This is a genomic window from Azospirillum sp. SYSU D00513 (assembly GCF_017356015.1).
Classification (GTDB): Bacteria; Pseudomonadota; Alphaproteobacteria; order Azospirillales; family Azospirillaceae; genus Azospirillum.
In genome coordinates, this window is record NZ_JAFIQV010000088.1 from 1 (window position 1) to 7,114 (window position 7,114).

At 63.1% G+C, this 7,114-nt stretch carries 6 protein-coding genes; 5 read left to right on the top strand and 1 reads right to left on the bottom strand.

The window, feature by feature from the left end; genetic code table 11:
• Nucleotides 1-465: 465 nt before the first annotated feature.
• The gene (locus JUB11_RS31940; RefSeq protein WP_207462847.1) at nucleotides 466-669 is read right to left on the bottom strand and encodes a hypothetical protein; all 204 of its coding nucleotides are present in this window, start codon (nucleotides 667-669) and stop codon (nucleotides 466-468) included.
• 331 nt (nucleotides 670-1,000) lie between these two features.
• On the opposite strand from JUB11_RS31940, the gene JUB11_RS31945 reads away from it, so the two are divergent.
• Genes JUB11_RS31945 through JUB11_RS31965 form a run of 5 tightly spaced genes read left to right on the top strand, consistent with a single transcriptional unit; the run spans nucleotide 1,001 to nucleotide 6,923 of the window.
• On the top strand, nucleotides 1,001-2,392 hold the full coding sequence (locus JUB11_RS31945; protein ID WP_207462848.1) for a cytochrome c: 1,392 nt from the start codon (nucleotides 1,001-1,003) through the stop codon (nucleotides 2,390-2,392).
• 2 nt (nucleotides 2,393-2,394) lie between these two features.
• Nucleotides 2,395-2,892: a (2Fe-2S)-binding protein gene (locus JUB11_RS31950; RefSeq protein WP_207462849.1), complete on the top strand. Its 498-nt coding sequence runs from the start codon at nucleotides 2,395-2,397 to the stop codon at nucleotides 2,890-2,892.
• A complete protein-coding gene (locus JUB11_RS31955; protein WP_207462850.1) occupies nucleotides 2,892-5,135 on the top strand; it encodes a molybdopterin cofactor-binding domain-containing protein in 2,244 nt (747 codons plus the stop codon). The genes JUB11_RS31950 and JUB11_RS31955 overlap by 1 nt, the downstream gene beginning before the upstream one ends.
• Entirely contained in the window at nucleotides 5,086-6,069 is a 984-nt protein-coding gene (locus JUB11_RS31960) for a diacylglycerol kinase family protein (RefSeq protein WP_207462851.1), read from the top strand. Before JUB11_RS31955 ends, JUB11_RS31960 begins: the two co-directional genes overlap by 50 nt.
• On the top strand, nucleotides 6,066-6,923 hold the full coding sequence (locus JUB11_RS31965; RefSeq protein ID WP_207462852.1) for an inositol monophosphatase: 858 nt from the start codon (nucleotides 6,066-6,068) through the stop codon (nucleotides 6,921-6,923). The genes JUB11_RS31960 and JUB11_RS31965 overlap by 4 nt, the downstream gene beginning before the upstream one ends.
• The last annotated feature ends 191 nt before the right edge of the window (nucleotides 6,924-7,114 follow it).

Here is a 7,114-nt window from a genome sequence, read left to right on the forward strand (position 1 = left end):
GCCGTCATGTTCGGCGAGCGCTTCACAAAGGCCATGAGCGCCTGAAACTGAAATCGCCCCCGCCGAGCACGAAATTCCGGATAGTCCTGCTTGTCCTTGCCCTTGTGAATGCGACGCGATGGGAAAAGCCCATCCGCCGGGATACCGTTCAAGGCCTAAGCACCGGACGAGGGCGCCAATCTCAGGCACGAGGCACAAACCTCAAGGCGGACGCGGCGCCCCTCTCCCGTGTCCGTTCATGCTCTATCAACACAGAGCCTGAACGTCTGTGCCCGTGATACAAGGAACGAAACACCAAGCCAACACCGTGATCTCCTCCCTCCATGCACCAGAGCAACGTATCGCGGACGGCCAATCGTCTGTTCAACTCAGGCGCTACGCCTCGAAACACCTGCATTGAAACCGAATATGCCTCCTGGAAACGGCCATCCATTTCATCAGAGCCAACAGAGGCAACCAACTCTTTTACGCTTCTCCAAGTACGCGTAGATACGCTAATGCAACGGCGCCGCTTCCTTCCTGAACAAGCTCGCGCGGAGTGCGATGAAAACCAGACAGCTTCACCGCATCATACCATATCAGTGCTTCCTGGACCGAGTCAAACCTCGGCAATGCTGCAAAAATTACATCATCCATTGTGACCATGGTTTCATCATCGCTAAAGGCCATCGACTACCCCTGCTTCGTACATGTCCTATTTCGACATGTTTGTATGAATTGCTTCATTTTATGTAGAGGCGTCCGTGCTTTACTCGAGTACCGGTTGGCAACAGTCAGGTTTCAGGAAAACGCCTTCTTCTGACGTCGTGAGCCGTATGCCATACGAGGCGATCTGTACTTTTTCAGCATGGGGAACCGATGCAACAGCACGGCTTTGCCCGCCTCCTCCCTCACGTTCCGTAGATAGCTCAGTCAGCAGGAATAGCCAGCAGTCGTTTGGCGTTTGGCGTTTGGAACTTTGATCCTTTCCGAGGGGTTGGGCTCCAGGATGGGGGCTCCTATGCGAATTTCCGCTTATTTTTCGGGTGCATTGCTTGTCCTGCTTCTGCTCGGTGCCGGGTTCCACCTGTTCGCATGGCGGTCAGAAATCGCACCGGTCACACCGGCCGAAGCGACTTCCTTCGATGTGGGCACAGTCCGCAAAGGCGCCTCGCTTGCCGCCATCGGCAATTGTTCCTCCTGCCACACGACTCCTGGAGGGGAAAGCTTCGCGGGCGGGCTGCCGATCCGCACACCTTTCGGCACGATTTACTCGACCAACATCACTCCGGATGAGGAAACCGGCATCGGCCGTTGGAGTGAAGCCGCTTTCATCCGCGCAATGCGCGAGGGTGTCGACCGCCAGGGCCGCCATCTCTACCCGGCTTTTCCCTACGATCACTTCACCCTCGTTACGGATGAGGACAATCGCGCCATCTATGCGTACCTGATGACGCGCCGGCCCGTGCGAGCCCGCCCGCCAGAGAACGAACTGCCCTTTCCACTGAACGTCCGTACGATCCTTGCAGGCTGGAAGCTCCTGTTTTTCGAAGAAGGTGTGTTTCAGCCCGATCCGTCACGAGGCGATGCGTGGAACCGTGGCGCCTACCTAGCCGAAGGACTCGGTCACTGCGGCGCCTGCCATACCCCGCGCAACCAGCTTGGAGCCCGGAGAACTGACCGCCACTGGGCGGGAGGCCAATCGCAGGGATGGACGGCTTATCCCATCAATGCCGAGTCTCCCGCGCCCGTTCCCTGGGACCAGTCAGCGCTGACTTTTTACCTGCGGCACGGCTGGCATGAGGCTCATGGGGTTTCGCGCGGGCCCATGGCTGAGGTGACTAACAATCTCGGCACGGTTCCGCACGAGGAAGTGGCGACGATCGCGGCCTACACTGCCGAGGTCATGGGAACACCATCGCCGCAGCGCCAGGACCGGGCGAAAGAGCTTCTCGCCGCCAGCCCCACTGGACGCGGTGTTGGCCCGTCAGGCGATACGCAAGCCGTGCCGAGCGGGGCGGAGGGTGATGGCGCCCCGGGTGGCCGGATCTACGCCTCCGCCTGCGCGTCCTGCCATGACAGCGGCCGTCCTCTGCCCTTTGGCGGCCTGCCCTTCTCGCTCAGCACGGCCGTGAACGCGGCGAACCCGCAAAACATTATCAACGTCACGCTTTTCGGGCTGCCGCCGGCGAACGGACAGGCCAGTGCCGTGATGCCCGCCTATGGCGGCGTCCTGTCGGACGAGCAGATGGTGGCTCTGCTCGACCATCTGCGTGCCCGCTACACGGACAAGCCGGCTTGGGAGGGATTGATGGAACTGGTGCGGAACACTCGATCGGGCGCGCATTACGTCACCGTCATGCCGGCCGACGCCCTCGAGCAATCGCCAGGCCCCCTGGGGGTGGAGAAGTAGCCATGGCCATCAGATTGACCGTCAACGGTGTGGACCACGAGATTGACTCGGAGCCGGAAACGCCACTCCTCTACGTGTTGCGCGACGAGCTGAGGCTCAACGGGGCCAAATATGGCTGCGGCCTCGGCCAGTGCGGCTCCTGTACCGTGATGGTGGATGGTCAAGCCGTGCTGTCCTGCTTGATGCCCGTCACACTGCTGGAGGGGCGGGAGATCACGACGGTGGAGGGCCTCGGCACCATCGACGCGCCTGGCCCGATGCAGCGCGCCTTTATCGAGGAGCAGGCGGCCCAATGCGGCTACTGCATTCCCGGCATGATGATGCGAGCTCAAGCCCTGCTGCAGGCCGACCCTGAGGCCAGCGATGCGCAGGTGCGCGAGGCGCTGAAATGGAATCTCTGCCGCTGCGGCACCCACATGCGCATCCTCAGGGCTGTTGGCCGCGCCCGCGAATTGATGCGGCAGGCCAATGCCGCGGCAGTGGTCGGGAGGGCGGGCTGATGACGGAACATGCGCCATCCGCCCTGACCCGCCGGGCTTTTCTCGCGGCAGGAAGTGGCCTCGTCGTCAGCTTTGCCATGCTACCGCCCGCTTTCGCCCAGGAGGGCGGATCAGCGCCCGCGCCCTGGGAGCCGAAGCTGCCCGGCAGTCTTTCCAACGATCCATTCCTCGATTCCTGGATCCGCATCGACCCGCAGGGCGGCATAACCGTCCATACCGGCAAGGCGGAACTCGGCCAAGGCATCAAAACAGCCGTGCTCCAGGTTGCGGCGGAGGAGTTGGAGGTCGATCCCCATGATCTCGCCTTGGTCACCGCCGACACCAGCCGCACCCCCAATGAGGGCTACACGGCCGGCAGCATGTCCATGCCGAACAGCGCCACCGCCATCCGCAACGCTGCGGCGCAGGTGCGCATCCTGCTGATCACGGAGGCGTCACGGCGGCTGGGCATTCAGCCCGGCGCCCTGCGCGCGGAAAGCCGGAGAGTCATCGCGCCCGATGGCCGCTCCCTTGGCTACGGTGAGCTTGCCGCCTCGCTTGACCTGCATGTTGAGGCGGTGCCCGACGCGCCGCTCAAGCGTCCGGAAAGCTTCAGGGTGATGGGCCGGCCGGTTCCGCGCGTCGATATTCCGCCCAAGGTCACCGGTGGCGTCGCCTATGTGCACGACCTGCGCCTGGATGGAATGGTTCATGCCCGCGTGGTACGGCCGCCGAGCCCGGCGGCACGCCTCCTCACGGCCGAGACGGCCGCCGTTGAGGCAATGCCGGGCGTGCTTGGAACCGTTCGCGACGGCAACTTCCTCGCCGTGGTTGCCGAGCGGGAATTCCAAGCCGTCAAAGCCATGCGGGCGCTGGCCGACGCGGCGCGCTGGGAAGAGCCCGCCACTTTGCCCGACATGACGGACATGCCCGCCGTACTCCGCAGCCTTGAGCATGAGGTCGGCACCGTGGCGGAGAGCGGCTCGCCCCAACTCCCCGCCGATGCCCGGCGGATCAAGGCCACCTTCACCCGGCCTTACCAGATCCACGGCTCTATCGGGCCATCCTGCGCCATCGGGCTGACGGACGGCGACGATCTCACCGTCTGGTCGCACACCCAAGGCGTCTATCCGGACCGGCAGGCGATCGCGGAAATGTTGCGGATGCCGGTCGAGCGGGTGCGGGTCATCCATGCGGAAGGGTCCGGCTGTTACGGCCACAACGGTGCCGATGACGCAGCGGCCGATGCCGCATTGATCGCACGCGCCTTTCCGGGCCGGCCGGTCCGGCTGCAGTGGATGCGAGAACAGGAGCATGCGTGGGAACCCTATGGTCCGGCCATGGTGATGGAGGTCGAAGCCGCGCTGGGGCCGGATGGACGGCTCAGCCACTGGAATTATGACGTGTGGAGCAACACGCATACAACACGGCCTGGCCCAGCCGGTGCGCTGCTCCCGGCCCGCCACATCGCCGATGGCTTTCCGCCGGAGTTGCCCCAACTTAGCATCACTCGATCGGGCAGTGGTGACCGTAACGCAGTGCCGCTTTACACCATACCGAACAAGCGCATTCTCTGGCACTTCGTGCGGGAGATGCCGTTGCGCGTCTCCGCCCTTCGCTCCCTTGGCGCCTATGCCAATATCTTCGCGCTGGAAAGCACGATGGACGAGATGGCCATCGCGGCCGGTGCCGACCCGGTCGAATTCCGCCTGCGTCACCTCGACGACCCCAGAGCGCGTACCGTGGTGGAAACCGCAGCGGCACGCTTTGGCTGGCCGGGGGAGGCCCTGCCCCAGGGCAGAGGCCGAGGCTTCGCCTTCGCCCGATACAAGAACTATGCCGCCTATTTCGCCGTTGCGCTTGAGCTCGAACTGGATCGCGAAAGCGGGAACATCCGTGTCCAGCGCGCCGTCTCAGCCATCGACAGCGGAGAGATCGTCAATCCTGACGGCATTCGCAACCAGACCGAAGGCGGGATCATTCAGTCCATGAGCTGGACGCTCTACGAGCAAGCGGTCTTCGACAGTCGGCGGGTCACCAGTATCGATTGGGCCAGCTACCCCGTGCTGCGCTTCGCCAGCGTGCCAAGCACGGTGGAAGTCCATGTGATCGACCGGCCTGGCGAACCGTTTCTTGGCACCGGAGAAGCCGCGCAGGGGCCGACAGCAGCGGCGATCGGCAACGCCATCCGCGATGCCGCAGGCGTGCGCCTGCATGATCTACCCTTCACCCGCGATCGGGTGCGAGCGGCGGTTGGCGTGTAATCTTAAATATATGCCGGAGGGCGTTGCCGTGCGAGTGACCGTGATACACAACCCAACCGCGGGATCAGGCGACCACTCCGGACCGGAAATCGAGGCGATGCTGCAATCGTTCGGCTATCAAGTCCGTTATCAGTCTCGGAAAGCGCCTGGCCTGGATCAAGCCATAAATCAGCCGGCCGATCTGATCGTGCTGGCGGGCGGCGACGGAACGGTCAGTAAACTGCTCTCCCCTTTGCTTAAGCGCGGGCTGCCCTTGGCCATCCTCCCACTTGGAACGGCAAACAATTTGGCCGCATGGCTCGGTTCCGCTGGCCCAATTGAGCAGCTCGCCGCTGGATGGCGGAGCGCCACACACCGACAGCTCGACGTTGCTGTCGCTCGTGGGTCATGGGGCGAGCGTCTGTTCGTGGACTCCGCCGGGATGGGTGCCCTGTCCGAGGCGATGCTGGAGTCGCACCGGACGGATCTGCCATCCGGCGCCGGCAAGCTGTGCCAAGTCCGGTCACTCATTAAGGAAAGAATCGCCAGAGCAGAACCCGCCAATTTCGGCGCCATCGCGGACGGCGTCGCATTACCTACGGATCTCCTGCTGGCAGAGGTCATGAAGGTCTCGCGGCTCGGACCAGGTCTGGCGTTTGCACCAAGGATCGATTCTGGCGATGGCACACTCACGCTGGTGTACGCTCGCGCGGCTCACCGTCGGGATTTGCTAGACTGGCTGGTGTCTGCGCCGGAGTTGGGCCCACCGCCATTACCAACGCTGCGGGTGAGGTCGGTCGCCTTCGGCCGGCCATTACGCATGTTGCGTGTCGGCGATACCTTTGAAGAACAGCCCGGCACAGGCAGTGCAATGCAGATATCAGGGCAATCGTTGAGCGTTCTCGTACCGCAGGCGTCTTTCCTCGGCGAAACGGGAAAAGGAGCATTACGATGACCGATAGCTGGGAGTCTCGGGATCGACTGCCCGACCTTGATCTTGCGGAGATTGAGCAAGTCGCCGTTGAACTAGCAGTGCTGGCCGGGGCACAGATATCGGCGGCACTTGGACGCAGTCTGACGGTGCGCTACAAGGGAGAGGCTGCGGGCGGCGGTAGCCTGAAGGACCCCGTTTCCGAAGTGGATCAGCGGGTTGAGCAACTGGTGCGCGCCCGTCTGGCTGATCACTTCCCTGAGCACGACATTATCGGGGAGGAGGTGGAAGAGCGGACCGGCCGCAGCCACGATCTGGTCTGGGCCATCGATCCAGTGGACGGTACCACCAACTTCATCAATGGGTTCCCGCTCTTCGCAGGGTCGATCGGGGTGCTCTATAGGGGGCGGCCGGTGGTCGGGGCAATCTGGTGCTCCACCAGCCATAGCCTCCGCCCCGGCGTCTATCATGCTCGCCAGGGTGGTTTACTGTGCTTCGATGGCGATGCCGTCATGGAGCGGAGTTGCCCGGATGTTCGCCGACGCTTGGTCGGGATGCCCAAAGTGTTACCCGACATCGACCTTTCTTACGACATCCGGAAAACCGGATCAGCGGCATTGGAATGTGCGATGGTTGCGGCCGGCCTGCTGACGGCTGCCCGGTTCGCGCGGCCCAACCTGTGGGACGTGGCGGGCGGTGTTGCCCTCGTCCGCGCAGCAGGTAGGAAGGTCGAGTGGCGCGCTTCCACCGGCTGGACCCCCCTTGAGCATTTCGAACCACCAGTTGGGGCGGATGGACGTCCGGACCTACGATCCTGGCGCGCCCCCTTAGTCATTGGGGATCCGGATGCAATCGAAGCCATTCGTGAAGCCGTGTAAATTAGGTTCTGTTGCAAAGTTTGGTAACGGGCGCGGAGGGCTGCGGCGTCTGTATGGTCAGGCGGCAAGGCCGAACAGGCTGGCGATGAAGGATGCCTGTGTGGGAGTGTCCGGAATTTCGTGCTCGGCAGGGGCGGTTTCAGTTTCAGGCGTTCATCGCCTTTGTGAAGCGCTCGCCGAACATGATGGCC